This is a genomic window from Buttiauxella sp. BIGb0552 (assembly GCF_004366275.1).
In the GTDB taxonomy this organism is placed as follows: Bacteria; Pseudomonadota; Gammaproteobacteria; order Enterobacterales; family Enterobacteriaceae; genus Buttiauxella; species Buttiauxella gaviniae.
Genome location: NZ_SODY01000003.1, coordinates 70,236 through 97,088, shown reverse-complemented (window position 1 = coordinate 97,088; position 26,853 = coordinate 70,236). Strand labels below are relative to the sequence as shown.

Annotated in this window: 30 protein-coding genes; 18 read left to right on the top strand and 12 right to left on the bottom strand. The window is 45.9% G+C overall.

The window, feature by feature from the left end; genetic code table 11:
• The first annotated feature begins 260 nt into the window (after nt 1–260).
• Nucleotides 261–548, top strand: coding sequence for a DUF2623 family protein (locus EDF88_RS09465; protein WP_064513252.1), 288 nt, complete (start codon nt 261–263; stop codon nt 546–548).
• A 45-nt stretch (nt 549–593) separates the two neighbouring features.
• On the opposite strand, the gene EDF88_RS09460 is transcribed toward EDF88_RS09465, so the two are convergent.
• Nucleotides 594–773, bottom strand: coding sequence for a hypothetical protein (locus EDF88_RS09460; RefSeq protein WP_134184349.1), 180 nt, complete (start codon nt 771–773; stop codon nt 594–596).
• Nucleotides 774–856: 83 nt separating this feature from the next.
• Entirely contained in the window at nt 857–1,381 is a 525-nt protein-coding gene (locus tag EDF88_RS09455; protein WP_134184346.1) for a rhodanese family protein, read from the bottom strand.
• Between the two features lie 198 nt (nt 1,382–1,579).
• On the opposite strand from EDF88_RS09455, the gene EDF88_RS09450 reads away from it, so the two are divergent.
• The 3 genes from EDF88_RS09450 (at nt 1,580) to EDF88_RS09440 (ending at nt 4,775) form a co-directional block, all read left to right on the top strand.
• Nucleotides 1,580–3,115, top strand: a complete 1,536-nt coding sequence (locus EDF88_RS09450) for a sensor domain-containing diguanylate cyclase (protein ID WP_134184344.1) — start codon at nt 1,580–1,582, stop codon at nt 3,113–3,115.
• A gap of 67 nt (nt 3,116–3,182) precedes the next feature.
• Nucleotides 3,183–3,947 (top strand): EAL domain-containing protein, encoded by a 765-nt coding sequence (locus tag EDF88_RS09445; protein WP_134184342.1) that lies wholly within the window; start codon nt 3,183–3,185, stop codon nt 3,945–3,947.
• A gap of 69 nt (nt 3,948–4,016) precedes the next feature.
• On the top strand, nt 4,017–4,775 hold the full coding sequence (locus EDF88_RS09440; protein WP_134184340.1) for an EAL domain-containing protein: 759 nt from the start codon (nt 4,017–4,019) through the stop codon (nt 4,773–4,775).
• 35 nt (nt 4,776–4,810) lie between these two features.
• On the opposite strand, the gene EDF88_RS09435 is transcribed toward EDF88_RS09440, so the two are convergent.
• From EDF88_RS09435 to EDF88_RS09405, 7 genes are read right to left on the bottom strand one after another with little or no spacing between them, the layout of a single operon-like run.
• Nucleotides 4,811–6,907 carry a flagellar biosynthesis protein FlhA gene (locus EDF88_RS09435; RefSeq protein WP_134184338.1) on the bottom strand — a complete coding sequence of 699 codons (2,097 nt, stop codon included), beginning with the start codon at nt 6,905–6,907 and terminating at the stop codon, nt 4,811–4,813.
• Entirely contained in the window at nt 6,894–8,027 is a 1,134-nt protein-coding gene (gene flhB / locus EDF88_RS09430; RefSeq protein ID WP_134184336.1) for a flagellar biosynthesis protein FlhB, read from the bottom strand. Before flhB ends, EDF88_RS09435 begins: the two co-directional genes overlap by 14 nt.
• Nucleotides 8,027–8,800 (bottom strand): flagellar biosynthetic protein FliR, encoded by a 774-nt coding sequence (fliR, locus tag EDF88_RS09425; protein WP_134184334.1) that lies wholly within the window; start codon nt 8,798–8,800, stop codon nt 8,027–8,029. Before fliR ends, flhB begins: the two co-directional genes overlap by 1 nt.
• A 6-nt stretch (nt 8,801–8,806) precedes the next feature.
• Nucleotides 8,807–9,079: a flagellar biosynthesis protein FliQ gene (fliQ, locus tag EDF88_RS09420; RefSeq protein WP_166671967.1), complete on the bottom strand. Its 273-nt coding sequence runs from the start codon at nt 9,077–9,079 to the stop codon at nt 8,807–8,809.
• Complete coding sequence (gene fliP, locus EDF88_RS09415; protein ID WP_134184331.1) at nt 9,076–9,837, bottom strand: flagellar type III secretion system pore protein FliP; 762 nt, start codon at nt 9,835–9,837, stop codon at nt 9,076–9,078. The genes fliQ and fliP overlap by 4 nt, the downstream gene beginning before the upstream one ends.
• Entirely contained in the window at nt 9,834–10,226 is a 393-nt protein-coding gene (locus tag EDF88_RS09410) for a FliM/FliN family flagellar motor switch protein (protein WP_134184330.1), read from the bottom strand. The genes fliP and EDF88_RS09410 overlap by 4 nt, the downstream gene beginning before the upstream one ends.
• Entirely contained in the window at nt 10,219–11,097 is an 879-nt protein-coding gene (locus tag EDF88_RS09405; protein WP_134184328.1) for a FliM/FliN family flagellar motor C-terminal domain-containing protein, read from the bottom strand. The genes EDF88_RS09410 and EDF88_RS09405 overlap by 8 nt, the downstream gene beginning before the upstream one ends.
• Nucleotides 11,098–11,567: 470 nt before the next feature.
• Between EDF88_RS09405 and EDF88_RS09400 the strand changes: the two genes are divergently transcribed.
• From EDF88_RS09400 to EDF88_RS09350, 11 genes are all read left to right on the top strand, one after another.
• The gene (locus tag EDF88_RS09400) at nt 11,568–12,587 is read left to right on the top strand and encodes a sigma-54 dependent transcriptional regulator (protein ID WP_134184326.1); all 1,020 of its coding nucleotides are present in this window, start codon (nt 11,568–11,570) and stop codon (nt 12,585–12,587) included.
• A 33-nt stretch (nt 12,588–12,620) separates the two neighbouring features.
• Nucleotides 12,621–12,995: a flagellar hook-basal body complex protein FliE gene (locus tag EDF88_RS09395; RefSeq protein ID WP_134184324.1), complete on the top strand. Its 375-nt coding sequence runs from the start codon at nt 12,621–12,623 to the stop codon at nt 12,993–12,995.
• A 9-nt stretch (nt 12,996–13,004) separates the two neighbouring features.
• A complete protein-coding gene (gene fliF, locus EDF88_RS09390) occupies nt 13,005–14,696 on the top strand; it encodes a flagellar basal-body MS-ring/collar protein FliF (RefSeq protein ID WP_134184322.1) in 1,692 nt (563 codons plus the stop codon).
• A complete protein-coding gene (locus tag EDF88_RS09385; RefSeq protein ID WP_134184320.1) occupies nt 14,653–15,711 on the top strand; it encodes a flagellar motor switch protein FliG in 1,059 nt (352 codons plus the stop codon). The genes fliF and EDF88_RS09385 overlap by 44 nt, the downstream gene beginning before the upstream one ends.
• A gap of 3 nt (nt 15,712–15,714) precedes the next feature.
• The gene (gene fliH / locus EDF88_RS09380) at nt 15,715–16,464 is read left to right on the top strand and encodes a flagellar assembly protein FliH (RefSeq protein ID WP_134184318.1); all 750 of its coding nucleotides are present in this window, start codon (nt 15,715–15,717) and stop codon (nt 16,462–16,464) included.
• A complete protein-coding gene (gene fliI, locus EDF88_RS09375) occupies nt 16,457–17,773 on the top strand; it encodes a flagellar protein export ATPase FliI (protein ID WP_134184316.1) in 1,317 nt (438 codons plus the stop codon). Before fliH ends, fliI begins: the two co-directional genes overlap by 8 nt.
• Before the next feature lie 23 nt (nt 17,774–17,796).
• The gene (gene fliJ, locus EDF88_RS09370) at nt 17,797–18,231 is read left to right on the top strand and encodes a flagellar export protein FliJ (RefSeq protein ID WP_134184314.1); all 435 of its coding nucleotides are present in this window, start codon (nt 17,797–17,799) and stop codon (nt 18,229–18,231) included.
• Nucleotides 18,232–18,234: 3 nt separating this feature from the next.
• Nucleotides 18,235–19,629: a glycosyltransferase family 2 protein gene (locus EDF88_RS09365; protein WP_134184312.1), complete on the top strand. Its 1,395-nt coding sequence runs from the start codon at nt 18,235–18,237 to the stop codon at nt 19,627–19,629.
• A 37-nt stretch (nt 19,630–19,666) separates the two neighbouring features.
• On the top strand, nt 19,667–20,614 hold the full coding sequence (locus EDF88_RS09360) for a hypothetical protein (RefSeq protein WP_134184310.1): 948 nt from the start codon (nt 19,667–19,669) through the stop codon (nt 20,612–20,614).
• Between the two features lie 92 nt (nt 20,615–20,706).
• Nucleotides 20,707–22,983: a glycosyltransferase gene (locus EDF88_RS09355; RefSeq protein WP_134184308.1), complete on the top strand. Its 2,277-nt coding sequence runs from the start codon at nt 20,707–20,709 to the stop codon at nt 22,981–22,983.
• Between the two features lie 16 nt (nt 22,984–22,999).
• The gene (locus tag EDF88_RS09350; RefSeq protein ID WP_134184306.1) at nt 23,000–23,635 is read left to right on the top strand and encodes a class I SAM-dependent methyltransferase; all 636 of its coding nucleotides are present in this window, start codon (nt 23,000–23,002) and stop codon (nt 23,633–23,635) included.
• A 57-nt stretch (nt 23,636–23,692) separates the two neighbouring features.
• Here the strand turns inward: EDF88_RS09350 and flgN are convergent, their stop codons facing one another.
• From flgN to flgA, 3 genes are all read right to left on the bottom strand, one after another.
• On the bottom strand, nt 23,693–24,130 hold the full coding sequence (gene flgN, locus EDF88_RS09345) for a flagellar export chaperone FlgN (protein WP_134184304.1): 438 nt from the start codon (nt 24,128–24,130) through the stop codon (nt 23,693–23,695).
• 5 nt (nt 24,131–24,135) lie between these two features.
• Entirely contained in the window at nt 24,136–24,411 is a 276-nt protein-coding gene (flgM, locus tag EDF88_RS09340) for a flagellar biosynthesis anti-sigma factor FlgM (RefSeq protein WP_134184302.1), read from the bottom strand.
• A 105-nt stretch (nt 24,412–24,516) separates the two neighbouring features.
• Complete coding sequence (flgA, locus tag EDF88_RS09335) at nt 24,517–25,275, bottom strand: flagellar basal body P-ring formation chaperone FlgA (RefSeq protein WP_134184300.1); 759 nt, start codon at nt 25,273–25,275, stop codon at nt 24,517–24,519.
• A gap of 98 nt (nt 25,276–25,373) precedes the next feature.
• Here flgA and EDF88_RS09330 point away from each other — a divergent pair, with 98 nt between their 5' ends.
• Genes EDF88_RS09330 through flgD form a run of 3 tightly spaced genes read left to right on the top strand, consistent with a single transcriptional unit; the run spans nt 25,374 to nt 26,852 of the window.
• The gene (locus tag EDF88_RS09330; RefSeq protein WP_134184298.1) at nt 25,374–25,724 is read left to right on the top strand and encodes a flagellar basal body protein; all 351 of its coding nucleotides are present in this window, start codon (nt 25,374–25,376) and stop codon (nt 25,722–25,724) included.
• A gap of 18 nt (nt 25,725–25,742) precedes the next feature.
• The gene (gene flgC / locus EDF88_RS09325) at nt 25,743–26,168 is read left to right on the top strand and encodes a flagellar basal body rod protein FlgC (RefSeq protein WP_134184296.1); all 426 of its coding nucleotides are present in this window, start codon (nt 25,743–25,745) and stop codon (nt 26,166–26,168) included.
• Between the two features lie 3 nt (nt 26,169–26,171).
• Nucleotides 26,172–26,852 carry a flagellar hook assembly protein FlgD gene (gene flgD / locus EDF88_RS09320; protein ID WP_134184294.1) on the top strand — a complete coding sequence of 227 codons (681 nt, stop codon included), beginning with the start codon at nt 26,172–26,174 and terminating at the stop codon, nt 26,850–26,852.
• Nucleotide 26,853: the final 1 nt, after the last annotated feature.

The window sequence follows — 26,853 nt, the reverse complement described above, 5'->3', positions numbered from 1 at the left end:
TTTATGTCGGCTAGATTATATCCCTACGTGCAATTCGACAATTAGTGATAAATTTTTATTTAAAGGCATTTCGTCAATAAAATCCGCTAAATGAGACATATCAGACAGAGTTTCCTGATTTTGTCGTTTGGCTATTAATTTTTCATTTAAAATCATTATCTTAAATTTTTCATGCATAGCCTCATTTTTAAGGCTATCCAGGGCCTGAAAATTCGTTATATAATTTGTTATATAGCGATGTGATCAACAGGAGCATTCAAGTGGATAATCATTTTGGAAAGGGATTGATGGCAGGGCTGAAAGCCCGTGAAGCTGACAGTGTCACCAGGGTGACTCGCTTTTGCTCGGACTACAAACGCGGGTTTGTGCTGGGGTTTAGCCATCGTATTTCAGAACAAACGGGCGACCGCCAACGCGCTGCATGGGAAGCTGGGGTCTTGACTCGTCGCTACAACCTCGACAAAGAACTGGTGGCAGATTTTTTCAAAGAAGTGAATGCTGATACTGCAGTGAAATGCTTTTTTGCAGGTTATGAAAGAGGTTACTGATAATAGTTTTTCGGCGGGCAAAACAAGACCCGCCTGAGATAAGCATTAGCAAACGCCAAAATCGTCATCTTCTTTATACAGCGCAACGTCTTCTGCCTTTAAGGTGACTGTTTCGCCTGTCAAAATGCTTCTGGGCGTACAGAACAGAGTATCTCCCTGAACATCCAGAACTTCATATTTTGGGCCGCCTTTTTTGGGCTGCACCAGATCGCCTGCTTTGAACATAGTTTTCCTCTTTCAACGAAGATAAATAGACAACGTCTATCGTTAACCATAGCCCAAAGCGGCAGGATACATGTCGATTTAACCTAACGTTTGTTCCACGGCATTTTTTCTAGCAGACGTGCCATGCCACAAAAGCCGCTTATACCTGCAAAGAGCAAACCTGCACCCACAAATCCTGAAAGTAAGAAGAAACCCGGATGTACTGCATAACCCAGCACTACGCCTGCAAGCACCAACGTACCCGCAGCAATTTGTACCTGGCGCATCAAAGGTAATGGTTGTGATTTATCCGCCAGAATTTCCTGCCCGTCTTTCTTCCAGGCATCCAACCCACCAGTGAGGATCAAAACTTTCGCCGGAGCCACAGCATCAGCCAGCTTTTGGGCATTTTGCGTGGTGCGCATGCCGGATTGGCAATGAAAAATCACGGTATCGAAAGGGTCGAATGGGCCAAGGCGGTCACCGTTTTCGATGGCCGAAAGCGAGAGTAAATGCGCCTCAGGGATATTCTCACGGGCATGTTCGTCCCGCTCGCGGATATCAATCAACGCGGCTCCTTGAGCGACCAGAATTTTGGCCTGTACCGGGGAAATAGTCTCGATAGTCATGTTGTTCCTATTGGCAATAGAGTGCTTTTACTGAGTTAAGGAGACGATAAAAAAAAAAAGAATGCACGGTTTTTTGGAGTTTTTTGATCGGCAAATTTAAGAATTTGAGTTCATGAGTCGTTTTGTTTTGATGAAGTGTGAAGATCTGGCGTCAAGGCATCAGTATCGGGTTATGGCATTGTTAAGTGGATTTCAGACATGGAAGTTAGTAAAAAGTCAGGCACAGTGAACCGTTTACTGACCGTATTATTTTTGGTGATGTTAATTCCTTTTATGATGGTTTCTATTTGGTCATTTGCTAATATACATAAAAATAATATAGAAGTTTTTGAAAATAACCTGACGCGATTTACACATAATACAGCAATGGAAAGTGTTAATCGCCAGTTAGAAGAGATTGATATTGTATTCCAGATTCTGAATAGCCGAATGACATATGCCGGCACTCAGGTTTTTATTAATGAAGAGAAAGGAATCCTTCATTCAATTATTGCATCAATTGTTAATACATTATCTTTTTTTGATACAGCTATTATTTCTGATATCAAAGATAATTACCGTACATACCCAGAAATAAAACGAGATGATTTCATACCAAGTAAACGCCCCTGGTATCCAAGTCTTAAAAACCAAAAAGGTATTCATTATTCTGAGCCTTATTCAGATGTCCTTGCTGAGTCTAGTGATCCTGAAGTTCGTACTATCACCGTGAGTATGAACCTGTTTGATGAAGAACTACAAAAATATGGAAACATAGGTTTTGACTTGGATATGGATACCATGAGTTCTGCCTTGATAAATGTGGTGGTTCCTTTTGAGGGGAAGTTTTTAGTCGCCTCAAAAGATGGCACTGTCATTATGAATGCAAATATTAAAGATATTTTTCGTCAAAAAGTGCCATTAAAATGGGTTGAAAAATCCATTGATTTAGAAGGCCATTTTTATGATGAAGAAACAAAGAAACATATTTATTACCGCTCTTTTACCGATCCATATTGGTTAGCATTTACGATTGTTGATGACGAAAAATATAATGAATTTATTAATGATGCTCCACAATCATTGATATACATCATTTCAGTATGCCTAATCATATATGTAATTTTGCTTTGCTTATGTCGTGTATACATCAGAGAGATAATTGGCCGTCTGTATATGGGCGTCAACGGCATTAGTTATGATGGCCAAACGCAGGATCTGGAAAAAATCTATACTAAAATAAAAAATAGCCAGGTTGAACTTAAAGAAGTTCGCCGTATTTCGGGTGAAGATGCTTTAACCGGAATTGGAACCCGGCGTAAATTTGATGACCGAATGGCTGAGTTGATTGATTGCAATTCCCCATTCTATCTGGCAATCCTGGATCTGGATAATTTTAAAAGTATCAATGATACGTTTGGTCACACTGTAGGTGATTCGGTGCTTAAATATGTCAGTAAGGTTGGTAAATCTATAATCGAGCCGGACTATGATATTTATCGTTTTGGTGGGGAAGAATTGGTCGTGCTGTTCCATGGCGGGGAATACGATGTCTACTTTGACTTGCTGGAAACATGGCGCATTACCATATGCCAGCGGCAATGGCGAGAAACCACATTGAATGTAACTTTTAGCTGTGGCATCGCGCGTTGGCAGCCAGGTGAAAGTGCACAGGATATTATAACCAAAGCAGATAAAGCGTTATATGAGGCGAAGCACTCAGGGAAAAATGCGATTTACACTGCAAATGACTAAATAGTGAGGTGAATTATGCAGGAATGGGCCGCTTCATATTTAGTCTTAATCATGGAAGGAAAATAAAATGACGGTTGATAATGAGGATGTCAGAAAGATACTGGCTAATATTTCTCAGGGGAATCCTGAGCAGTCTCTCGTCATTTATTTGCAGCCGATTATTAACATGGTTGATGGCCAATGTGTGGGTGCTGAGGCGTTAGTGCGTGGGAGAGTTGAGAGCAAGCTTGTGTTCCCGGACCGCTTCATTGGTCTGCTGGAACAAAATAAAGATATTCGTAAGGTCGGGGTTTACGTACTGCAACGAGCTATTCAATTCAGTAAGGAACATGACCTCCACCAACAGGATAACTTCAGTATCAGTAGTAATTTTTCGCCTATCGAAATCAACGACTGCAGTGTCGTTGAGAAAATTAAAAGTATTACTGATGCAACAGGCTACCCAAGCCATAAAGTGACCATTGAGATTACTGAAACGGATATTTCCCTCAGTTCACAAGGCCGGCAGAATGCCAGCTGGTTGCAGCAACAAGGTTTTGTGATTGCCTGGGATGATATTAGTCATCTCGATGATTTGAGCAAAAACAGCCGTGAATTTTGCAGCAATGTCATTAAGCTCGACCGTAGCTTGCTCAATGAAGAGTGTTTGCCGCAGGCTCGTGAAATCATCTTGTTATGTAAGACCAAAAAATTACAGCTGGTTGCCGAGGGTGTGGAATATGCCTGGCAGCGAGATTGGTTGCTCGAACAAGGCGTTACTGCTTGTCAGGGATACTATTATTCCCCGCCTGTAAATAAAGAAGTTTTTGCACAGAAATATATTTGTGCCTGAGCCCATTTTTCGCGCTGAGAGTCCACGTTTGTAGTTTGTCTCTGGCCCATATTATAAAGAGGTAATAACATGAGCGACATTGGCTCAAATTTTATTCTTAGAAAAATAACCCATAGCGATTTTTCTAACGTAGTGGATTTTTACGTCCAGCCAATTTTCAATTTGTCATCTTTCCAGTGTGTCGGTGCCGAGGTGCTATTACGTGGGATGCATCGGCACAACATCATTCAGCCAGCGCAATTTCTACAGCAGCTTGAAGAAAATGACGGCATTATTAATGTCGGAAAATATATCATCGGTAAAGCTTTTGAGTTTTTACAACAAGAGGTGTTATCGCGCAAACCTGATTTCTTCCTCAGTATCAATCTGGCACCCCATCAACTCAATGATGAAACCTTTTCAGAAAGCATTATGGCGCTTCAGGAAGTATTCGCAATACCAGCAAAATCTGTGATTTTTGAGATAACGCAGTCTGCTGAAGAATTAGCGGAAAGTGGTGAGAAAAATATTCAGCAATTGCAAAGTGCTGGGTTTTCTTTTGCCTGGGATGATGTGGGCAGTATTGATGATGTACAAAACAAACTGGCGCAGGCCGCATGCGATTTTATCAAGCTGGACCGCAGCTGCCTTAAGAATGGTAGTAACGAGAAAACTCCTGAGCTCATAATTGAAGCACATAAAAATAATGCTTCAATTATTGCTGAAGGGGTAGAAACCATGGCGCAAACGTCGATGTTGTTAAAACACAATGTCGAACTGGCGCAGGGTTTTCTATTTTCGCGCCCATTGAAGAAAATAGATTTTGTACAAAGTTATATTCGTACCTAGCCCAGCGTTCATCATATTTAGCGCTGGGCTACCCATCAGGCCAGCGTCCCCACAATATTCAGATCCGCTTCATCAGGCACTTCGTTATAAGACAACACATGCAAACCAGAAGCAAACAGGCGGCCATAGCGAGAAATTAACGGGCGTAATTGTGGCGTTACCAGCAGCAATGGCGCCATACCTTGCGCTTTCATATGCTCCTGAATCATTGGCATCGTGTTTTGTAACTGCGTCAGAATATTCGGGTCAACCGGGAAGTTATCCAGTCCAACTTTTCCACTTTGCTGTGCGTGATTGAGGGCGTTGAGCAGAATGTTTTCCAGTTCATTATCCAGTGTATAAGCCTGAAGGCTGCGCTTTTCTCCGTTGATATTATGGATAATGGCGCGGCGCAGCGCGAAGCGCACATCCGAGGTTAATAGCACCGGATCTTTCGTCAATGCGGCACTTTCAAGCAGAGTCGCTGCAATGGTATTAATGTCTTTCAGTGAAATCTGCTCTAATAATAACTGGCGATAAACTCGCAGCAAAAGGCTGTAGTTAAGTTGAGCAATCAAATCCTCTGCCAACTTCGGCGCCTGCTGGCTTAAACGATGATGTAAATGCGTGATGTCGTCGTAATTAAACAATTCAGGCAAATAATTGCGCGCAATTTTATTAACGTGAGTTGCGACGACGCTTGCACAATCCACCACTTGATAACCCAGATTCAGCGCCTTCGCTTTTTGCTCCGGTAATATCCAGGTAATCGCCATGCCATAAGCGGGGTCTGTATCCAGCACCCCATCGATTTCGCCATACAGTTCCGCCCCTGGGATTGCCATTAATTTGTCGGCATGCACTTCACCGGTCGCAATGCGAATACCGTTGATATGAACTGCGTACTGAGAGGGCTTCAGGCGGAAGTTTTCCCGAATCCGTATTTCGGGCAACAGTACGCCGCAGGTTTCAGAAATCACCTGGCGCACGCCACGAATACGTTGAGAAAGCGGGCTACCTCGAGTGGTATCCACCAGCGTCACCAACTTATAGCCCAGATTCAAACCAATCGGTTCCACCTGAGGAATGCTGTCCCAGTCAATAACGGGTGGATTGTCGTGGGAAATTGCTTCATTGATGGCATCAATTTCAATGATCGGCTGTGGTGCTGCCACTTTTTTGCTCTGTTTCCATCCAGCAAAAATTAGCAGTGCGGTAAAACTCAGGAACGCGATGTGTGGCATACCCGGCACGATAGCCAGCACGAACATGACAAACGCGGCGGTATAGAGAATGGAAGGGCGCGCCAGTAACTGCGTGTTAATTTCGGTGCTGATGTCGTTACCGTCACCCACGCGGGTCACAATAATCGCCGCAGCAGTTGAAAGCAGCAGAGAAGGAATTTGCGCGACCAGACCATCACCGATGGACAGTAAAACATACTGCTGGAAGGAGTGGCCAACATCGAGATTATGGGCAAATACACCGATACAGATACCGCCGATAATGTTGATTATCAGGATCATAATCCCGGCAATCGCATCGCCGCGCACAAACTTCGATGCACCATCCATTGCACCATAGAAATCTGCCTCACCGGAGACATCCTGGCGGCGCTGTCGAGCCTGCTCCTGATTAATTAAGCCTGCGTTCAGGTCAGCATCAATCGCCATTTGCTTGCCTGGAAGCGCATCAAGCGTGAATCGTGCGGAGACTTCGGAAATACGCTCCGCACCTTTGGTGACCACCACAAAGTTGATGATCATCAGGATCACAAACACCACGAAGCCGACGACAAAGTTACCGCCGATAACCACCTGGCCAAAAGCTTCAATGACTTTACCTGCCGCACCTTCCCCTTCGTGACCATGTAATAACACCACGCGAGTGGATGCGACATTCAGGGTCAGACGCATTAGCGTCGTAATCAGCAAAATGGTCGGGAAAATCGCAAAGTCGAGCGGGCGTTTACTGTTGACCGAAACCAGCAACACAATGACGGCCAGCACGATATTGAAGGTGAACAGAATATCGAGGATTAACGGCGACAGTGGCAGCATAATCATAGCCAGCACGCAAAGTAATAACAGAGGAATACTCACGTTACTTCGCCGAATCAGGTTGAAGTAACCCGTAAATTTACCGTTTGCCATCTGTTTTCATTACCTCTTTTGGGATGTCCATATGCTTGTTCAATTGCGGCTTTATATCGCTGCGTCCATTGCGCCACTCTTTAATCTGCATCACGTAGGTGAGTACATGTGCAATGGCGCGAAATAGCTGGGAAGGAATTTGTTGGTTTACGCGCGTGCTGTAATAAATGGCACGCGCGAGCGGTGGAAACTCAACGATTTCAATCTGGTTTTGAGTGGCGACTTCTCGAATATACAGGGCGATATCGTCCATCCCTTTGGCGAGAATATAAGGGGCCTGCGCCTTATTTGGGTCATATTTCAACGCGACGGCATAGTGGGTCGGGTTGGTTAAAATCACGTCAGCGGTCGGCACGACTTTATTAATCTGCCCCTGCGCCATTTGCCGTTGCAACTGGCGGATTCGCCCTTTTACCTGTGGGTTGCCGTCGTTATTTTTATGTTCATCGCGTACTTCTTGTTTGGTCATGCGCATCTTTTTCATAAACATGAAAATAGATAACGGCACATCAATAAAAGCGAAGATGATAATCACGCCGATCAACCACCAGAATGACTGGCGCAGAATCAACAAACCTTCTTCAATCCCCTGGCGCAACCATATGCGTTGTAAGCCCAGCAATTCAGGCAAATTATCCTGAATCAGCGACCATAAGACGGCCATCAGCACGCTGCATTTCAGCAGCATTTTCAGGACGTCAACATAGTGGCTGGATGAAAACATACGTTTCAGACCACTGATTGGGCTTATCTTTTTGAAGTCGGGAAGCAGCTTATTCGGTGTGAAAATCCAGCCACCGGGTACCAGCGTTGAAATGATGCAAACCAGCGGAATGGGTACTAACGTCAAAACGAATTTCAGCAGCAACCAGACATGATGCATCAAGAACTGTTCGAGAGCTGCATCGTCGTTGAGTTTTCCCGCCATGGTCGCAACGGAAAAAAAGGAGTCCTGAACCAGCTGGCGGTAGAACGGGAAAAAGATCATCAGAGTGATAAGCGATGTGACCAGACCAGCGGCCATCGTCAGATCTTTTGAACGCGCAATATCCCCTTTTTCGCGCGCTTTACGAAGCTTGCCGTGGGTAGCCTTTTCGCTTTTATCTCCCGAACCTGACATTAGTAAACCCTTACCGAATCAAGTTTGCTGAGAATGTAATTCGTCAGGCTGAGATAGTGCTCAGGGATATTACTGACCATCAATGCAAGGCACAGCAGGCCAAACAGCATGCTGATAGGAAAACCTAACGAAAACAGGTTCAGCGTCGGTGAAATACGGTTCAGTAAGCCAAACGAGCCTTGCACCATTAGCATCACAAAACCGGTAGGTAGCGCGATTAATACGGATGAGGAAACCAGCCAGCCGAGACTTTGAACCAGGGTTTGCAGCGACAACGAAGTGATTGCTTGTCCTGGTGGCCAATAGGTAAAGCTTTTATACATTATGGTGACGAGCAGCAGATGCCCGTCCATGGTGAAAAAAAGCAGCACGCTATAAACAAAGATTATTTGTGAAATTACCGTGGTGGAGTTGCCGTTACTGGGGTCATTCATTACCGCCATACCGAGACCCATATTCATTGAAAGAATATGTCCGGCGGTTTGCAGGGCCACAAAAACCAACTGCAACATGGCACCAAACAGAAAGCCCCACAGGATCTGCTCACCAATCAGCACAACGCTGCGCATCGAAAGCAATTCAGTTAGCACCACAACTTGATGCAGCATTGGGGAAATGACCGCCGTAAGCGCAATAGCGAGGCCAATTTTGATGCGCCGGGAAATGGATCGTTGATCAAATACCGGGCTGAAATGGATAAACGACAAAATGCGCACAAACGGCAGAAAAGCAGCCATCAACGGGGCGAACAGTGTCGGAATGTCAAAGCCCATAATGATTTAGCCAACCAACCGTGCAGCCTGATGGAAAATTTCAATAGTGAAATCAGACAGTTTAATCAGCATCCATTTTCCCGCTACCACCAGAACCAGCAACGTAACAACCAGGCGCGGCAAAAAGCTGAGGGTTTGTTCGTTAATCTGCGTGGTAGCCTGGAAGATACTGACCACCAGGCCAACGAGCAGGCTGGGTACAATCGCCACCACAGAGATAATCAGCACCAACAAGATGGCACCGGACATAATCTCCCCGGCGGTGTCCATGGTCATCATCCCGAAACTCCTTGTACACTGGTGGTCAGCGTGCTGACAATCAGGTTCCAGCCGTCGCAAAGCACAAACAGCATCAGTTTGAATGGCAAGGAAACAATCAGCGGTGACAGCATCATCATCCCCATCGCCATCAAAATACTGGCGACAATCAGGTCGATAATCAGGAACGGGATGTAAATCATAAAGCCAATCTGGAAGGCCGTTTTCAGCTCGCTCAGTACAAAAGCGGGTACCACGATACTGAGATCCATTGCCATCGGATCGCCTTTCTCGCCCGCAATCGACATGATTTGCGCCATAGAGGTTTTACTGGTTTGCGCCAGCATGTATTTCTTTAGCGGTTGCTCAGCGGTGGTCAGTGCTTCTTTAAGCGAAATTGCATCATTCTGATAGGGAACAATGGCCTGGTCATAAACGGTGGTCCACACCGGGCGCATGACCAGCATGGTCAAAGCCAGCGCGATCCCGGTCAGGATTTTATTCGGCGGGCTTTGTTGTAAACCAAGTGCCAGGCGCAAAATCGCCAGCACAATAATAAAGCGCGTGAAGCAGGTCATCATCAGCACCATGATCGGCAAAAAGCCGAGCAGGGTCATCAGAATCAGAATTTCAACCTTAACGCTGTAATCCTGGCCGCTACCATTGCTGGTGGTGCTAAGCAGGGTAATATCCCCGTTCGCGGCAAGCAGGTGAGGCGAAATAAGCAGCCCGGTTAACAACAATAACCCCAGGCCAGTGCTGTGAAAATGGCGACTCATTGCGTCAGTTTGCCTAAATCATGGTTGCTAAATTCGATGATACGCAGGCCGTATTTATCATTAAGCACTACCACTTCGGCTTTACCGAACTGAATGCCGTTCACCTTTAAATCCAGCGGTTCACCCGCCATCTTATCCAGCTCAATCACGCTGTCGTTGCTGATGGTCATCAGCTCAGCCAATGAAATACTCACCGAAGCAACTTCCAGCGTCAGGTTTACCGGAATACGGCTAAACAGCGCCATTTTACGCAGTTGTTCACTGCGGCTTTCCGTCGCAGTCCTCTCCACAGATTTAGCGGCGGAAATTTCTGCGTCATGCCCGGCAGTTTCCGGCAGGTCGATTTCGTCCAGATTAAAATCAATGGACAGGTCATTTTGATCACTCATACTTCATCTCTGGAGTTTTATCATTAAATTCAGAAAGATATAACCGTCCTCGTTCTTCAGCGACGACTGAGCTAAAAATCTGTTCATTCTCAATAAAAACCGGTAAAGGTTCATTCAACGAAACGGGAATGATGTCACCTGGTCCAATATTTAATAGTTGGGCGACGGTGAGATTAATGGATACCAGACGGCCCGTAAGGGTCAAAGGCATATTGGTAAACATATGTTCTATTTGTTCAGATGAGAGATTCTTAGCCTGAGGCTCACTGCTTTCGCCATCTGCGCGTGAAGTGGCAAGAAGTAAATCAACGTGATGCGCATCCAGCAATATAGAAAAGCAATATTCATCATAACCTTCAAGCCAGAACCGAACAGAATAAGGCCATTGATGAATAATCGAGGTGTAATCATTCTTTAGTTCAAGCGTTTCATTTAATACTTCCTTGACCATTGCCAGCTGCAAAAGCTCCTGGCCAAGTTTTATTTTTAACCGGTCTTCAGTTTTTGTTACCGATTGGTTGAGGTCTAAAGAGACAGTATTCCCTTCTTTGCTCAGTCCATAATAGGTATGCAAAATGCTCAGTAAAAACTTGCGATTAATATCGAAGCCAATACTTCCATAAGGTGTGGAGAATATCTGTGCATTCTTGCAATGATAATCAATATCAAAGGTCAGGTTGTTCAATAGAGCATTGAGTCGATATTTCTTTAAAAAGAAAATACCTAACCTGGCTTCAATACTGTCAAATTTAGCGCTGATTATTTTGGGTATCTTGTGATAGGCCCTGCCAAGTTTACTGACATCCAGTCGCGTGAGTTCAGGACAATCAGAAGCCTGATAAACACGAGTTCTATGCGATGCATTCTGCATGATGTGTCCATTATCATTCAGTGTGCTTACGTTAACGCTTCTTTAATATGTGGCGTTGTGCTGACGAGTAAATAAATAATCATTATGCATAGTGACTATTTTTTTTGGCGTGTTGCAGGTTACGTATGCAGCATTATGTTACAGGCGTAAAGTATGTCTTTTGGTTATGTTTAGTTCAAGTGTTGGCGGCTCATTAATGTATTAATTATTTAAGTTTTTGGTTAATTAATCTGCGTTAATTTATTATTAATCTTTTGATTTTAAAGGGTTTAATTGTGATTTTTGTTAATTGTTCTTTAAAGGGGATTAATGAGGGGACAAGTATAAGCACTTAGGTATACTTCTGTTGGGAAAATTCTTATTAGGGTTTTGAAACCAACTTTTATTGATAGCCTACGCATTATTGACCGGGATGGTCAGTTAGTCACTTTGACTCTCACTTATGCGACGAGATACTTGTGGATTTGGATATGGATAGTTTAACTCAGGATAGCATTGCAAACAGCCACGGGTTTATTGCTCATGCTGCTGCTAGCGTGAGTGCTTTTAATTTGGCAAAAAGAGTAGCCGAATTTAATGTTGCAACCATTATTACCGGTGAAACAGGAACCGGTAAAGAATGCATCGCACGTACCATCCATCATTACAGCGTGGGTGTGAATGCTCCGTATGTTGCGGTAAATTGTGCAGCAATTCCTGAGACGATGCTTGAATCCATTTTATTTGGTCACATAAAAGGTGCTTTTACGGGGGCGCTCAGTAGCATGCCGGGGAAGTTTGAACTGGCAAATAATGGCGTTTTATTGCTTGATGAAATTGGCGATATGCCTCTGAGCCTGCAAGCTAAATTATTACGGGTTTTGCAGGAGCAGGAAGTAGAGCGCCTGGGAAGCCATAAAAAGATCCCCCTCGATATTCGTGTCATCGCTTCTACCAATAAAGATTTAACCACTGAAATTGCTGAAGGGCGCTTTCGCCAGGATTTGTATTATCGCCTGGCTGTGGTTCCTATTCATGTTTCTCCTCTGCGTGAAAGACCAGAAGATATCATTCCGTTGGCATTGAATTTCATCAAGAAATATCAGTCGAGACATCTACAAAATAAAAAACTCAGTGATGACGCGCGCTTTGCGTTATTAAAATATTCATGGCCAGGAAATATTCGCGAGCTGGAAAACGTTATTCAACGCGGATTGATTCTGAGCTCCAGTGACGTGATTCAGGCACAGGACTTGTCATTGCCTGTATCGCACGAAAATACCCGTGCAAATAACACATGGGGTAGCGGTAGCCCGACTTTAGTCACTCCAGTTTGTGACGCGATTCGTGGTGTGAAAGTCCACGGACGGTTGGCGGAATATCAGTACATTATTGATTTACTTAAACAACACAACGGCAATAAATCGCGTACAGCGCAGTCACTGGGCATTACACCGCGTGCATTACGTTATCGCCTGGCAACCATGCGTGGCGATGGAATTTACGCCTGACTGGGTTCAAAGCTTCACAGGAAGAAATAATAAATGGATAAAATTCAGTTGGTTGCTTTCTCATCTGCGCAGCAGGCAATGCTGCAACGAATGCAGCAAAACATGCTCACTTCTTCACAAGGCATTATTGCCCCAGCGCAGCAAATCGGCGGTGAATTTTCTGCCTCTTCCCTTTCTGGCTCATCCGCGGGTTCGTTCAGCCAAATGATGAACGAAGCCGTGAATCGTGTGGATGCCATACAGCATAGTGCGGCCGCGCAACAGATCGCCGTAGAAACAGGGTTAAGCGATGATTTGACGGGCGCAATGGTGGAAAGCCAGAAAGCCAGTGTCGCGTTTTCGGCGATGGTGCAGGTGCGCAATAAGCTCACATCTGCCCTCGACGAAGTCATGAATATGGCTGTGTAAGGTTTTGATGTGATAGATAAAATAAAACAAAGATTCCCGATGACCTTTGAACATGGGCTCACGGGAAACAAGAAAAACATGCTGCTGGGCGCTGCGGGCTTAATGCTCGCCAGCGCTATAGTCACATCTTTGTGGATGACCAATCACAATTATGTGGCGTTGTTTGGCTCCCAGGAAAACGTACCCGTGAAGCAGGTTGTTGATGTTCTGGGTAACCAGACCATTGATTACCGTATCGATCCTGCCAGCGGCATCATTATGGTTGACAGCAGTAAACTGGCAAAAGCACGTATGGCGCTGGCGGAACAGGGTGTGACGGCCATTATGCCTGGCGGCTACGAATTAATGGATAAAGACGAATTGCTTGGCAGCAGCCAGTTTATTCAGAACGTCCGTTATAAGCGCAGTATTGAAGGTGAACTGGCGCAAAGCATTATGGGGCTTGACCCGGTAGAGGCTGCGCGAGTGCATCTGGGGCTGATGGAGTCCAGTTCGTTCGTACTCACTAACCAACCGGAAAGCAGTGCGTCCGTGATGGTGCGTTTACGTGCGGGGCAGCATCTCAACGACCAGCAAGTGGCATCTATTGTGCAACTGGTGGCTGGCAGCGTTCCTGGCTTAAATGCAGGTCAGGTGCGGGTTGTCGATCAAACCGGCAATCTTCTCTCTGAAGGCATCGAAACTGATAACGGCCAGATGGCGGGTATCAGCAAAGTTCGTGACATCAGCCAGCAGATCAAAAGTGAAACCGAAAAGAACATCGCCAATTTGCTCAACTCTATTGTTGGGCAGGGGAATTTCCGTACTAGTGTCGTGCCGCAAGTGGATTTCAGCGCAATCGAAGAGACGCAAGAACGTTTTGCGGGCGACCCACGAATCAGCGATGAAAGCATTAATCAGGAAAACGCCACCGATGAGTTAGCGATGGGCATTCCTGGTTCGTTGAGTAACCGTGCCCCTGCGGCGACTCCTGCACAACCACCGGCCACTGCGGCGGCGACACCCGCCACACCCGCAACCAGCAATCCTCAAGCGCTCTCGAGTCGCAGCCAGACTCAGCGTAAATATGCCTATGACCGCGATGTACGCCATATCAAACATCCGATCTACAAACTCGAAAAAATGTCCATTGCCGTGGTGTTGAACCAGTCAGCCCCCGCACTGGAGAAATGGACGCCGGAACAATTCACCGCGCTCAATAAGCTGATTGAAGATGCCGCTGGGGTAGACAAGCAACGGGGAGATTCACTGACCCTCGACCGCCTTGTCTTCACGCCTGCTGGCTCCCTGGATATCCCGTCAATGAAATGGTGGCAGGATCCGGATATTCGCGATTGGGGGCAGATGGGCGGTATTGGGTTCCTTGCTTTACTGCTACTACTGCTTGGAGTTCGGCCATTGGCGCGGCGTTTCACGCCAAATTCACAGCAACAAGTTGCCAACTTGCAGGATGAAAACAGCGGAGTGCTGTTGGAAGGCGAAACCTCAAGCGACGACGAATCACTGGTACAGGCTTTGCCGAAGTCCTCCTTCCAGGTTGAGGATAATCTCCCACCGCAAAGTTCAGGGCTAGAGACGAAAGTGGAATTCTTACAGACGCTGGCGCAAGGCGAAACCGAGCGCGTGGCTGAAGTGTTAAAACAATGGATAAATAGCAATGAGCGAAATAGCGCAGCCGCAACCGCAAGCAAACAAGACTAATCGCACACCGGGGAACGCTGCCAATAATGGGCGCAGCCGTCTGGAGCAAGCGGCTATTTTGCTGCTCAGTATTGGCGAAGAAGCCGCCGCCACTGTGATGGCGAAACTGAGCCGTGAAGAAGTGGTACGCGTCAGTGAAACGATGGCGCGTTTACACGGCATCAAAGTCACACATGCCCGAAATGCGATGAATAACTTCTTCCAGGATTACCGGGAGCAGAGCGGTATTAATGGCGCTTCCCGTAACTATCTGAAGAACATTCTTGATAAAGCGCTGGGCAGTGAGATTTCCCGTAGCGTGATTAATGGCATCTACGGCGATGAAGTGCGTTATCGCATGGCGCGACTGCAATGGGTTGATACGCCGCAGCTCGCAAGCCTTATTGACCAGGAACACTTACAGCTGCAAGCCGTTTTCCTTGCGTTCTTGCCACCGGATGTGGCGGCCAACGTATTGAGCTGCCTTGAAGAGTCGCGCCGTGATGAAATTATCTATCGTATTGCGCGACTCGATGACGTTAACCGGGATGTGATTGACGAGCTGGATCGCATTATCGAACGCGGTGTGGCGGTGTTGTCTGAACACGGTTCAAAACTGGTGGGGATTAAACATGCGGCGGACATCGTCAACCGCATTCCGACTAATCAGCAGGAACTGCTCGAGCAACTGCGCATTCGTGATGAGGACGTGGTTAACGAACTCAAAGATCAAATGTATGAATTCTTCATTCTCAGCCGCCAGACCCCTGCGGTGCTGCAACGTCTGATAGATGAAATCCCGCTTGAAGAGTGGGCGGTGGCGCTTAAAGGCACCGAGCCAGTTCTGCGCCAGGCGATTTATAGCGCGATGCCAAAACGCCAGGTTCAGTTATTACAAAGTACCGGGACCCGTTTAGGCCCGGTGCCGGCAAGCCGTGTTGAACAGGTGCGCAAAGAGATTATGGCAACCGTTCGTGAACTGGCAGAAGAGGGTGAGATTCAGGTGCGTCTCTTCTCTGAAGTGACGATGGAGTAACGGATGAGCCAGCCAACAAAATCGCTATTTGCCAAACCTCTTGCGGCAACCGCCCGGCCAAGAGTGCATAAATTTCCGCCGCTACACCGCAACCGCCAACTTGTCGATGGCGCGCTGGGTGACGCCGGGTTCAATGCGCCGTTCCTCGATAACGCCAGTCTGCAACAACAGCTTGCTGATGGCTTTCAGGAAGGCATGAAGCAAGGGTTTGAACAGGGCCTGGAAGAAGGGCGCGGCGAAGGTTATCAGGAAGGTGTGCGTCTGGGCTTTGACGAAGGTATGCGCAAAGGTCACGACGAAGGCAAAGTTGCCGGTCGGCAACTATTTATTGATGCATCCCAACCATTAGATAGCGTCACCGAACAGGTTAAGCAGTATCTGGCTGATTATGAAACCCGGCGACGCAATGAGTTGCTGCAACTGGTGGAAAAAGTCACCCGCCAGGTGATTCGCTGCGAACTTACTTTGCACCCAACGCAACTGCTAACCCTGGTGGAAGAAGCCATCGGCAGCCTCGCCAAAACGCCGGAACAGTTGAAAGTTTGCCTGAATGCGGAAGAGTATCGCCGTATTAGCGAAGCGGAACCTGAACGTTCGAAAGAGTGGGGGCTGTGTGCCGATCCGCAAATGCAGCCGGGGGAGTGCCGGGTAGTAACCGAAACCACGGAAATGGACATTGGTTGCGAGCATCGTCTGGAACAATGCATGGACGTGCTAAAAGATACCCTCCTGCCGGAGACGCAGGATGCATAACATTGATTTCGAACAGGCGCTCAAATCGATAGAGAATATTAACCTCGCCCGTGTAGCGGGGCGCCTTGTTCGGGTCAATGGTTTGCTGCTGGAATGCGTCGGCTGTGTGCTGGCTATTGGTCAGCATTGCCGTATTGAAAGCCACGACGGCAGCATGATGGATGCACAGGTTGTCGGTTTCGACCGTGAAATTACTCACCTGATGCCGTTTAAGCACCCGGTTGGGCTGATTGCCGGAGCCAAGGTTTACCCCGCCGAAAAAGAAGAATCGGTGATGGTGGGGATGCAATGGCTTGGGCGCGTGGTCAACGGCCTGGGTGAACCGCTGGATCAAAAAGGTAAATTACAGGGAGATACCCCGTTACCCCGCCATATTGCGCAAATTCACCCACTAACCCGCCGCTCGGTTGATGAACCGCTTGATGTGGGTGTGCGGGCTATCAACGGCCTGCTAACCATCGGTAAAGGGCAGCGTGTTGGCCTGATGGCAGGCAGTGGCGTAGGCAAAAGTGTGCTGCTGGGCATGATCACTCGTTACACCCGCGCAGATGTGGTTGTGGTGGGGTTGATTGGCGAGCGTGGACGCGAAGTTAAAGAGTTTATCGAACATTCGCTAGGTGAAAGTGGGCTGGCAAAATCAGTGGTTGTTGCCGCTCCGGCGGATGAATCACCACTGATGCGCCTGAAAGCGACTGAACTGTGCCACGCCATCGCCAGCTACTATCGCGATCGCGGTCTGGATGTGTTGCTGCTGGTCGATTCCCTGACGCGTTATGCGATGGCCCAGCGTGAAATTGCGCTCTCACTCGGTGAGCCTCCAGCCACAAAAGGCTATCCACCGTCTGCTTTTGGTCTGATCCCAAAACTGGTGGAAAGCGCCGGAAACAGCGAGGGGCAAGGCACGATGACGGCAATCTATACCGTGCTGGCTGAAGGTGATGATCAACAAGATCCGATCGTCGACTGCGCCCGTGCAGTTTTGGATGGGCACATTGTACTTTCAAGACACCTGGCGGAAGCCGGGCACTACCCGGCTATCGATATTTCCCAGTCGATCAGCCGCTGTATGTCGCAGATCGTCACTACCGACCACCAACGCGCCGCGCGTACCTTAAAACAACTGTACGGCGAATACATGAATATCAAACCTATGTTGCCGCTTGGGGGATACGTTGCAGGCAGTGACCCACTGGTGGATCGTGCGGTCGGGATGGCTCCTGCTATCCACCACTATTTACAACAGGAAGTTGGCTTTGGTGCGACGCTTGAAAATACCATCGAGGATTTACAGTCGTTGGTTCAGCGTTAAATCGAGTGACAAAGAGGTAAAGGATGCCAAGAACCATCAGAACGCTTGAACACCTGGTACAGATGCGTGCCCGAACGGTGAAAGATCTCAGCGGAAAATTATCGTCACAACAACAGCTGTGCCAGCGTTATGAAAACAATATTCAGGCGCTCAATAACCTGGCGGTAACGCCCACGGGTGCGGGAAATACCCATGCCGCCATGATGACTAACCAGGCGCATTATAAGAAAAACATCCAACGTATTATCAACTGGCAAAAGCAAGAGCAGACGCTTGCGGATATGAAAATGCAGGAGATCCAACAGAATTTACTGCATGAAGCGCGCCGTGAGCGCGGATATCAACTAGTGCTTGAGCAACGGCAGGATAAATTTGCCAGTGAAGAAGCACGCAAAGATCAGAAAATTACAGATGCGATGTCGGCTCAAAGCTGGATGCGTCGCCAACGTCAGGGATAGCGAATGAAGACGATAAAAAATAGACCTAATCTGATGGGGTCTTTGCTAAATAAACAACTTTCAAAGCAGGCTCAGGAACGAAAACCCTTCGTGAGCGTAATTTCTCCAAGCTACAATCGGAGAGATTTTTTGCCATATTTGATTTATCAATTTCATTACCAGGACTATCCAGCAGACCGTCTTGAGCTGATTATTCTGGATGATTCTGCTGAAAGTAATGAAGATTTGGTTAATATGCTGGCAATGAATAATGACAACGTACGTTATATTCATAGTCCGCGCCGATTACAGTTGGGTGAAAAAAGAAATATGCTCAACGATCTGGCTACAGGCGAATATATCATTTGTTTCGACGATGACGATTATTATCCTGCAAATAAAGTCAGCTATCAGGTCGAACAAATGATTCAACATAAAGCGGTCTTTTCCGGTTGCGACCAAATCTATATATGGTATAGCCATCTGGATAAAATTTATCGCACCACCTCTTTAGGTAAGAATCATGCTTTAAATGGTACCTTCGGTTACCACAGCAACTATCTAAAAAAACATCGCTATCGTGATACCGATATGCTTGCAGAGGAAGGGCCTTTCCTGAATGGATTTACGGCACCGGTACTGCAAGTTGAACCTCGCAATGCAATTCTTTGTGTATCCCATAGTGCGAATACGTACGATAAAGATTTTGTTCTCGGGACTTGCAAATCTGTTGATTTAAAAATTGAGGATTTTGTTACTGACTCAAATCTGCTCACGCACTATCGCCGCTTGAGCCATGCACCCGTTACACAACCGGTCAACTGGCAGGTATTTGAGAAAATAATTGTTCTGGAAAATAGCGTTGATAAGAACACTGAAATCACTACACGCAGCCTGGTGGATTTTGGTATTGCACCGCAACAATTAATTTTTCAGAATAAGAATGACGACGAATTAGATACTCATCTTGCGGTACTGGAACTTGCTAAAGAACAAGGCTGGAAAAGTATTATAATTATTGACTCCGCCATTCAGTTTGTGAAAAAAGAAAACTTTGTTAAGAATGTAAATGGTCTATTAAGCAATATTGAGTCAATTGACTGGAAAGTAATATTGCTGGGGGCGCAGCATGATTCAATACGAACAATGCAAACTCTACCGGGGGTCGCCCGTATTATAGGAGCAGAGTGTGCTTGTGCGTATGCGGTCAACTCATGCTATTACCAGGTTCTGATAGATCTTTACACCCTGGCTAAAGATGAAAAGGTATCTCTAAGTCACGCCTGGCAGATAAAAATGAAACAAGATCTGTGGTTAGGGTTTTATCCTAGCTTTGCGTATTTGTCGGATCAGGATACTTATAAAGACGGTGTCAGTACTGACATAACCCATACTTTTTTCAGAAAAAAACACAACTAAGACAACTAATTCACACGTTATATAGGAGAGTATATAAATGGAACTTATTGAGAATTACCAGCCAGAATATGTAAAGAGATTTAAAGAGAATAACAACAAATGCCTCTGCCAGAATTGTCAGAAAGAAGGCAATGGTTTCCCATTTGTTACCTTAAGTTGGAAAAATCAACAACGTGAAAGCCTCTCTTTATCGTGTCAAACTGCGGCGAGAGAAATATTATTAAATCCACAGGCTTTTGTTTTACATGAAAGTAAGGTTGCCAGTGAATCATCTTTTTTATTAAACCCTAGTTTAGAAGTTATTAATCAGTTATGTATTAATTTTGCAATTTATCCGGGTATCTCATTAGAACAAAAAATCTATCTAATTGGTGTTTTATTAAGCAAGGTACATAGCGAAAATAATGAAGTTGTTTCCGATGTCGATATGCTTGATGATCTTTTTCGTAATCTATTGTTACTGGCAGATAATAATAAAATCCAGCAACAGATGAACCAGTTGCCAGAAATTATTCAAATTCGATTAACAGCGCTAAAAGAAATTGGAAAAATTAAGTTAAATATTAATTTTCCTCTCGAACATCAAATGGCATTTATGTTGAGGTTAAGTGAGCTTACTATCTTAAATGATGAAAGACTCGCTGAACGACTAGAACATATCCAGGTTGCGTGGCGACAGGGTGAAGAGTTTTTCAATCTGCACCAAGAGATCTTAACTAATCTATTAATTTATATAATTTATAATAATACATTTCCTGACTCTGATGAGAGCTATGGGGCCTCTTTCTTCCAGTTGACCGAACATATTTTTCGTTTGAAAACGATTATCTCTATTTACTGTCAAGAAGTAGCAGGATTTGACAGGGAGCAAATTGTGACTCTGATTAGTGCATATTTTGAATGGCATGAGAAAGTTAAAAATATGAAAGCTATTACCAGTCAGGATTCTGAGAATCTGTTACTCAGTGGTTTCGCTTTATTATGATTATCAGGCGGAAATAATATTTCCGCCTGATACCTGAAAGAGTTTTGTGGTCTATTCAATATCTATTAGCAAATTAAAATCTGGCCTTATTCATGAGTTTACAAACAGTTGTTGCGGCTGATATGCCGATGGAGTCCATGCTCACCGTCATTAATGAGAGTGCGAAAATTAATGCACCACTCACGCTTGAAGGTGCAAACCCTGACAAGTTTTCCATGCTTTCACGGCACTTCAAACAAAAGGGTTATGCCTGTATCGGTGAAAGCGAGCAGCCCGGTGCTCATCATTTCGTTGCATTAGGTGAGGGGAAACAACGTATCGTCGTTAATGCGACAAATGATAATTTCCATTTTATGCAGCCAGTGTTGGGGGTTATGCGCGAGCAAGGGCATTTCGTCACTGAACTATCCAGCGCCAATCTGACTCAGCAAGCGTTGCTTAATGCGCTACGCCATTGTGATGTCGCCTGGTTTGAATGGGGGGACACAGCAATCATAGCCGCCAGTCAACTGCCTAAATATTGCCGTATAGTTTGTCGCATTCATCGCTATGAGCTTTATGGCAATGCGGTTATGCAAACAAACTGGAATAACGTCGATGAAGTCATTTTAGTGAGTCAGGCAATGAAGCAGCGTTTTATAGCGCTGTTGGGGGCTAATTTACCCACCCATCTTAAAGTTACAGTACTCGCCAATCTCACTGATCATCACCCTGTTGCACAGATACCCAAAAAACGTAACCCCTTTCATATCGCTTGCGTGGCTCGCTTTGCGCCGCAAAAAAATCTAGTGATGCTGTTACCTATTTTGCAGGTGTTGGTCAAAAAAGATTCGCGTTACAAGTTGTTTATTGCTGGCAGAATTGAAGACCAGTGCTTGCATGATAGTTTTTGCCAACTTGTTGATATTTATGGATTAAGTAGCAATGTGGTTATTTGCGGCAATGTTGCTGCATCCGAAATGGCGAAATGGTATTCAGACAAGTCGTTTTTGTTGTCGGTCAGTTATAACGAATCTCAGGGAATGGGCATATTCGAGGCTATGCTGGCTGGGTTAAAACCCGTCGCTTTCCATGCACCCGGCGGCTTAAGTGAATATCTACCCGCACAATATTTGTTCACAGCAATTGATGAAGCGGTCGCACATATAAGTGCGGGTAACCAGGCTCCAGAAAGCTATATTCATGAAGCACAAACGTTATTGTCCCAAAAAGAATTGCCCGAAGAATATGTTAAAATCTGGCAACCGGTAACCACACAAACGCCGCTTTTTTCTATTGTTATCCCTTGCTACAACCGAGAGCGATATATTGTTCCGGCGGTCAGTTCAGCGCTTAATCAGCGCGATCACAATTTCGAAGTAGTGGTTGTCGACGATGGATCTTCCGATGCCAGCCTGGAGTTACTGGCAACCATTGATGATCCTCGATTACGTATTGTGGCTAAATCGCACACCAATGCCCCTGATACACGCAATCGTTGTATTGTTGAAGCCAAAGGGGAGTATTTGGTCTGGTTAGACAGTGACGATATTCTTCATGAAAATGCTCTTTCTCACTACCGTGCGCTTTTGCAATATTGGCCGCAAGTGGATGTTATTTCTTGTGGTATGGAAACGCTGGAAGGTGAGAAAAAGTATTATTCCCTCTATAATTACCCACCGGCGATTTGGCTATCACAATTACCACAGGGGAATTTTATTGCTAACCCTGGCTGCTGTGTCCGACGTTCACTTTATGGTGATGTTGGTGGCTATGATACGACCTATTTACGCGCCCATGACTATGAGTTCTGGTCTCGTGCAGTGGGGAGCGCGAAGGTCGCTTTTACGGCGCAGTGTAATATTGCTTATCGTCTACACGATGGAAATCTCACGGGGATGGGTAAACCGATAGATACAACTCATGAGTATCGTATCTTTGAAAATATCCTTAAGCGTTACCGCCTTGCGAAATTATTTCCCGGAAAAACTCGCACAGAAATCGATAGCTTTATTCGGGCTCGCCGACAGGCACTCTATGCTGAAACCGGGATAGATAATCTGACCATTATTCTTAATGCAATTGAAATGCCGCTTGATATGCTTCTTGAAAGTATTCATTTGTTGAGCATTCAGGAAGATAAAAAATTCAATGTATTGGTTGTTGCAGATACAAAACTTCCACTCAGTAGTCTTCCTGTTTTGTTTGCCGATTCTCTCGATTGCCAACAAATTAAACGCTATCTGACGGAACGGTCACCGAATATTTATCACCGGGTATTTATGCTATACAGCCATTTTAATAATAGCCCTGGGCTGATTACTGCGCTCAAACACAATATCTTACTGGGCCTTCAAACTCCGGCTGATTTTCAACATCTCCCCTTATGAAATATTGGAAAAAGCAATGACAAATTCTACGTTAAATTTTGAGCACTCAGCACAGTATTGGGACGATCGTTATCGTTTGCAAGGAAACTCAGGTGCGGGTTCATACGGTTGCCTTGCTGATTTTAAAGCAGAAACGATTAATCGATTTGTTGATGAGAAGAATATCCAGTCAGTCATCGAATTTGGCTGCGGCGATGGTAACCAATTATCGCTCTCGCGCTATCCACGATATACCGGCTTTGATGTTTCCGAATACGCGTTACAACGCTGTATAAACCGCTTCGCTAGCGATCCAACAAAAGATTTTTATCATGTCAACAAGTGGGATAGGCAACAAGCTGATTTAACGCTTTCACTAGATGTTCTTTATCATCTTATTGAAGAAAGTGTCTTTGAAAAGTATATGGAAACATTATTTGCGGCAGCCAAAAAATTCGTGATTATTTACAGCTCCAATGACGAACAGTTGAACCATTTGCTTAGCGGACATGTAAAACACGTTCGTCACCGAAAATTCACAGACTGGATAATCAGCAATATGGCCGATAAGTGGGGATTCCATGATTTGATCCCTAATCAGTATCCGTTTGATATTCACGATCAAATCAATACATCGTTTGCTGATTTTTATATTTTCCACCGGATGGAATAACCGATAGATAAAACTATGATTTAACACTAATCAGGTTGGGATTTATTGGGAGATGATTTAATTCGCTTGATAAATCCCACTATCAGTTTCAGCATTATTAATTATATTCGCGACGATATCTGCTTGCATATGCAAAACCATGCCATTTCTTTCGTTCAGTAACTGACATGTCTTAGCCTGCTGATGGATGTCATTAAGTAAAACAGATATCTTATTTTTTTTCTCTTCATCTAAGTGGCTAAATAATTTATTAACCCCCTCGATTGATGCTGTTACGCCTAAAGAAACTAAAGTTTCTGCCCTACGTTCAGCGCTCTCTGATAGCGAAATATATATATCAAGCAATTGCTCACTCATTGTTTCCAGTTTTTCGCTATTGCGCTCCAGCAACAACGTGCGTTGTTCTTCGAGTAAATTCTTCAGCATGATATAGCGCAGCCTGTCTTGCACCATATCCTGCAACAAAGCGGTCATCCGTTGGCCTGTTGTTTGCATAATTATTACCGTTGAAAGTATTTCTGGATAGAAAGCGTCAGGTCATCAAGATTGACGTGCAATTGACCATTGCTGATGGCTTGCTTCATTTCAGCTACGCGGTCCATGTCTACTTCCGGCAGGTTTTGCAGTGCTTTCTGAGCATCACCCAAAACAGGGTCAACGGCTGCAATCGGTGCGCTGCGAAGTGGTGCTGACGCTTTCGTTTCACCTAATTCTTTGGTGGCCTGGCTGTTTTGTGTTGGCTGGATCTGCGAGTAGTGGTTTTGGTTAATTTTCATTTTTCTCTCCCGAGGTAAACCCGGCTCATCTGCAAAAATTTTCTTCTGTCAGTATAAAGCGACGGAAATCTCCGAAAACTTTAATCTTTGAATAAAAAATGACGGTTATCGAGTAGCAACAAGAATATGCACCACACCCGGCGATACCACTATTGCATCAACGGTTCGCTGGCTGCTGATGTTCTTTACCCGAATCACATCCCCTTTACGCCCCTGTTTCATCGCTTCTCCCGAAGTACTCGCTTCGATGCCATTCTGGCGAGCCACCATCAACACGCTTTGCCCACGCTCCACCATTATCGGCTGCTCTAACTGAGCGGAATTCACAATCTGCGCGGATGTAATGCGGCGCTTCACCGTTTGGCCGATTGCTTCTTCTGTCGTGGTAAAGAACTGGGCATTGAGTGGGGCAATATCCTGAACACGAAGCACCACATCCTGTGCATCAATCACACGGCCGCGGTCCAGCGTTTGCATGGCAACAACGATAGGCAGATTGACCGCTATTTTTACTGCCACCGTCTGCGTCCAGCCTTGTGCGTCTGGGCATGTGACATCGTAGCGGAGTCGGTACAACGTGCGTCTGGCGGTTGGCGTTGCTAGCAGATTTTTTTTACATACCGGCAGCGTTGATGCTTCGGCGGGAAGCACCGTTTCAAGCTGTAAGTCATATTTTCCCCAGCCTTGATTTTGCGCCATCTCTTTGACTTCTGCCTGCGCGCTTTTTCTGGCGATTTTATCGAGCTGATGAGTCGCATCTGCGGCATTTGCTGCACTGCATACCAGACTCAGCCCGGCAAAAAACAGGGGGAAGAGGTTTTTCCGCATTGGGGTGAACGAAAATGTTATTTGTTTTGAAATCATGTCTTTATAAACCTGGCACGTAAATTGCTTTTAAAAGGATTCCTCTGAGAGAAATCTGTGCCAGGAGTACAGAGGACGCAGGACTGTAAGGAGTGACAGTGAGCATTAGTTTTGACAAGGCATTAGGCGTACATCCACAGGCATTGCAGCTCAGACTGACCAGGGCAGAGCTGTTATCCACCAATCTTGCCAACGTGGATACCCCTAATTTCAAGGCTAAAGATATTGATTTTGCCGCGCAGATGCAACGTTCAAAACAGTCGTTGTTTCCGGGGACGCAAACCGAGGTGAAATATCGCCTGCCATATCAACCCTCTGCGGATGGGAATACGGTGGCGCTGGATGTAGAACAGGCTGCATTCGCCAAGAACAGCATGGACTACCAAATGAGCCTGACGTTTCTGAAAATGAAATTTTCGGGATTGCGGGCTGCCATCGAAGGCAAATAATTCGTTCAGGAAGAAAGTATGGCTTTTACGGACATTTATCGAATTTCTAGTTCTGCGATGACGGCGCAAACCGTCAGGCTGAACACCATCGCCAGTAACATGGCTAACGCCGATGCTGCATCTGAAAGCGCGGATACGGTGTATAAAGCACGCCGCCCCGTTTTTGCATCTGTCTACCAGAACAGCCAACTCGCCGGAAACAACGCCTTTGCAGGTGCCCGTGTGCAGATTATGGACGTGGTAGAAACCGGCCAGGCTGTTTCCCGTTATGAGCCGCATCACCCGATGGCGAACAGCCAGGGTTACGTTTATTACCCGGATATCAACGTGGTGGAGGAGATGGCAGACATGATGTCGGCGTCTCGCGGTTTTGAAACCAGCGCTGAAGTTCTCAGCAATGTCAAAAGCATGCAGCAAAGTGTGCTGCGTCTGGGTGAGGTGTAATTGATGAATGTAACGGATACCTCCACTTTCGCGGCGGACACCAGCGGAAGTTCTATTTCCGCTAATGGGCAATCGGCATCAGGCATGAATGACATGTTCCTGAAATTGCTGGTGGCGCAGGTGCAAAATCAGGACCCGCTCAATCCAACTGATGGTACGGAATATGTCGGGCAACTGGCACAGCTTTCTCAGGTGCAGTCGATGGAGAAGGTCGCAAGCCTGATGCAAAACAGCAGCATCATGATGGACAACTTGCAGACGCTCACCACCGCTAATCTGGTGGGGCAGAACGTGATGGTGCAAACCGACCGCGTGGAATTGCAGGGTGACTCGGTACTTAATGGCCGCCTGACGCTCGAACACCCCGCGTCATCGGTAACGGTGCATGTTAAAGACGTCAGCGGCAATGAGCACAAGATTGATTTGGGCCGCCAACAAGCCGGGCTGGTGGACTTTACCCTCGATGCTAAAAAACTGGGTTTGCCGGAAGGTAAATACACCCTGAGTGCTGTCACCGATACCGCAGAGAAGTCCATTCCAATGGAAATTGGCGGCACAGTAAGCAACGTGCGTATCCCATTAAAAGGTGGCGTCACGATGCTGAAAATCGCCGGACTTGGAGAAGTCCCGTACAGCAGTATCAGTCAGTTTGGTGGACAGGCTTCCGGCACGCGTCGGGCGTAAC

What these genes read in the sequence shown, in the direction of transcription:
- fliQ (WP_166671967.1), bottom strand. Translation starts at nt 9,079, where the DNA reads ATGATGACCATGGACACCGCCGGGGAGATTATGTCCGGTGCCATCTTG.
- fliR (WP_134184334.1), bottom strand. Translation starts at nt 8,800, where the DNA reads ATGGGCTTTGACATTCCGACACTGTTCGCCCCGTTGATGGCTGCTTTT.
- EDF88_RS09360 (WP_134184310.1), top strand. Translation starts at nt 19,667, where the DNA reads ATGGAACTTATTGAGAATTACCAGCCAGAATATGTAAAGAGATTTAAA.
- flgA (WP_134184300.1), bottom strand. Translation starts at nt 25,275, where the DNA reads ATGATTTCAAAACAAATAACATTTTCGTTCACCCCAATGCGGAAAAAC.
- EDF88_RS09460 (WP_134184349.1), bottom strand. Translation starts at nt 773, where the DNA reads ATGTTCAAAGCAGGCGATCTGGTGCAGCCCAAAAAAGGCGGCCCAAAA.
- EDF88_RS09365 (WP_134184312.1), top strand. Translation starts at nt 18,235, where the DNA reads ATGAAGACGATAAAAAATAGACCTAATCTGATGGGGTCTTTGCTAAAT.
- fliP (WP_134184331.1), bottom strand. Translation starts at nt 9,837, where the DNA reads ATGAGTCGCCATTTTCACAGCACTGGCCTGGGGTTATTGTTGTTAACC.
- EDF88_RS09350 (WP_134184306.1), top strand. Translation starts at nt 23,000, where the DNA reads ATGACAAATTCTACGTTAAATTTTGAGCACTCAGCACAGTATTGGGAC.
- EDF88_RS09400 (WP_134184326.1), top strand. Translation starts at nt 11,568, where the DNA reads ATGGATAGTTTAACTCAGGATAGCATTGCAAACAGCCACGGGTTTATT.
- EDF88_RS09455 (WP_134184346.1), bottom strand. Translation starts at nt 1,381, where the DNA reads ATGACTATCGAGACTATTTCCCCGGTACAGGCCAAAATTCTGGTCGCT.
- EDF88_RS09405 (WP_134184328.1), bottom strand. Translation starts at nt 11,097, where the DNA reads ATGCAGAATGCATCGCATAGAACTCGTGTTTATCAGGCTTCTGATTGT.
- EDF88_RS09440 (WP_134184340.1), top strand. Translation starts at nt 4,017, where the DNA reads ATGAGCGACATTGGCTCAAATTTTATTCTTAGAAAAATAACCCATAGC.
- EDF88_RS09385 (WP_134184320.1), top strand. Translation starts at nt 14,653, where the DNA reads ATGAGCGAAATAGCGCAGCCGCAACCGCAAGCAAACAAGACTAATCGC.
- flgC (WP_134184296.1), top strand. Translation starts at nt 25,743, where the DNA reads ATGGCTTTTACGGACATTTATCGAATTTCTAGTTCTGCGATGACGGCG.
- EDF88_RS09355 (WP_134184308.1), top strand. Translation starts at nt 20,707, where the DNA reads ATGAGTTTACAAACAGTTGTTGCGGCTGATATGCCGATGGAGTCCATG.
- EDF88_RS09410 (WP_134184330.1), bottom strand. Translation starts at nt 10,226, where the DNA reads ATGAGTGATCAAAATGACCTGTCCATTGATTTTAATCTGGACGAAATC.
- EDF88_RS09395 (WP_134184324.1), top strand. Translation starts at nt 12,621, where the DNA reads ATGGATAAAATTCAGTTGGTTGCTTTCTCATCTGCGCAGCAGGCAATG.
- fliJ (WP_134184314.1), top strand. Translation starts at nt 17,797, where the DNA reads ATGCCAAGAACCATCAGAACGCTTGAACACCTGGTACAGATGCGTGCC.
- EDF88_RS09435 (WP_134184338.1), bottom strand. Translation starts at nt 6,907, where the DNA reads ATGGCAAACGGTAAATTTACGGGTTACTTCAACCTGATTCGGCGAAGT.
- flhB (WP_134184336.1), bottom strand. Translation starts at nt 8,027, where the DNA reads ATGTCAGGTTCGGGAGATAAAAGCGAAAAGGCTACCCACGGCAAGCTT.
- flgN (WP_134184304.1), bottom strand. Translation starts at nt 24,130, where the DNA reads ATGCAAACAACAGGCCAACGGATGACCGCTTTGTTGCAGGATATGGTG.
- fliH (WP_134184318.1), top strand. Translation starts at nt 15,715, where the DNA reads ATGAGCCAGCCAACAAAATCGCTATTTGCCAAACCTCTTGCGGCAACC.
- EDF88_RS09450 (WP_134184344.1), top strand. Translation starts at nt 1,580, where the DNA reads ATGGAAGTTAGTAAAAAGTCAGGCACAGTGAACCGTTTACTGACCGTA.
- EDF88_RS09445 (WP_134184342.1), top strand. Translation starts at nt 3,183, where the DNA reads ATGACGGTTGATAATGAGGATGTCAGAAAGATACTGGCTAATATTTCT.
- fliI (WP_134184316.1), top strand. Translation starts at nt 16,457, where the DNA reads ATGCATAACATTGATTTCGAACAGGCGCTCAAATCGATAGAGAATATT.
- flgM (WP_134184302.1), bottom strand. Translation starts at nt 24,411, where the DNA reads ATGAAAATTAACCAAAACCACTACTCGCAGATCCAGCCAACACAAAAC.
- flgD (WP_134184294.1), top strand. Translation starts at nt 26,172, where the DNA reads ATGAATGTAACGGATACCTCCACTTTCGCGGCGGACACCAGCGGAAGT.